This is a genomic window from Actinomadura sp. CNU-125 (genome assembly GCF_001942465.1).
GTDB lineage: Bacteria > Actinomycetota > Actinomycetes > Streptosporangiales > Streptosporangiaceae > Spirillospora.
In genome coordinates, this window is record NZ_MKJY01000518.1 from 1 (window position 1) to 1543 (window position 1543).

General features: G+C 70.4%; 2 protein-coding genes. Both read right to left on the minus strand.

From position 1 onward, the window contains the following. A partial coding sequence (locus BJF79_RS39355; RefSeq protein WP_262403246.1) for a hypothetical protein occupies positions 1 to 1106 on the minus strand: 1106 nt, incomplete at its 3' end. A gap of 206 nt (positions 1107 to 1312) precedes the next feature. Continuing rightward, a partial coding sequence (locus BJF79_RS39360; RefSeq protein WP_262403247.1) for a pilin occupies positions 1313 to 1543 on the minus strand: 231 nt, incomplete at its 5' end.

A 1543-nucleotide genomic window follows, 5' to 3' on the forward strand; every position in this document is an offset into this window, starting at 1 on the left:
CCTGCGGGCAACTGCGGTCGCGACGGTCCGGGCAGAGCCAGACGCTGCGGCTGCGGGGGAGTCGGCGGTGGTGGTGGCGGGTGATGGAATCCGACCGTGGTGCCGCGTCCGCGCGGCAGTACTCGGCCCAGGAGGCGGTAGAGCACCAGGGACTTCAGCAGGCCGCTGAGCAGGCGCGGCTGGGCGGGGCGCCATACGGTGCGTGCGACCCAGGCGGGGATGCGGACCATCAGCCACAGCAGGCATACCGCCAGCAGAAGGTCGGTGAAGTCGCCGATCGACGGCAGCCCCAGCACCGAGCCCCGGTCGTCTTTGGAATCGGTGAACAGGAGCCGGACCGCGGTCGCCAGCACCAGCGCCTGGCACACCTGGATCGCGAGGGTCCCGGTGATGCCGCGCCACCACAGCCGGGCGAGCCCGTCGGTGGCCGGAAGTGCGTGGAACATCAACGCCAAAGGTGCTGCCGCGATCAGCACGATCGTGATCGCGATCCGCACGATGTAGATGACCACCACGCACAACGCCAGCACCACCGCCGCCAACGCCACCAGCGCGGGGAACAGGTTGAACGGCACGAGCTGCGCGACGACGTACCCGGCGATCACCTCCGCCACCACGCCCGGATCGATCGCCTGCGCGCCCATCGACAAGAACGCGCCCGACAGGCCGTTGGCGAGCGTGACCGCATACCCGATCACGATCAGGCTCAAATTCGAGGCCAAAAAGGCTCCGACCAGGCGGGCGATCAGCTCCCCGGGGGTGAGCTCGGTGCCGGGCAGGGTGTGCCCGGCCATCAGCAGCACGCCGCCGACCGTGACGACCAGCACGAAGCAGGTGTTGGCGATCGTCTGCGCCACGCCCCACAGCTCCCGCGCCCGCCCCATCCCCGGATCGTCGAGCTCCGGAGTGCCCAGAACCGATGAGCCCAGCAGGTCGAAGACGCTGTCGGCGGCCGAGGACACCAGGTCGCCGAACCAGCCGTTGACGGCCTCCTTGGCCTTGCACGCCACGTCCACGAACCCGCACCCGGACTCCTCGCCGCCGCCGGGTGGGGATTGGCCCGGGGTAGTCGATGGCCAGGGTGTCGGCGGAGGCGAAGTCAGCATCGGTGTCGGTGTGGGCGGCGCATCCCTGGGCCCGTCGTGTGAAGGGGCGCCGGTCCCGGATGGATTCGACGATGGCGCCGGGCCAGGCGGAGGCTCGGCCGCCGAGGCGCCCCCCGGGGCGATCACCAGAAGAAACCCCGCCAGACCCGCGACGGCGAGCATGCGTCGCACCACCGGCCGCGCCCGCGCGGCAGGGCGAAACCCCCTCACGGCGCTTCGCCCACGACTTTCTGCAGCAGCTCCACCAGCACCGGCGCCAACACCGCGATCGCGTACCCGATCGCGGCGTACCGCAGCGTCTTCTTCGCCGCCTCCACCTCACCCGGGTCACCACCGGCCAGGATGTAACGGACGCCGCCGATCGTGGCGAACAACGTCGCCAACCCCACCAGCAACCCCACGATCACGGTCCGCAGATTGTCGATCACCTGATCCAG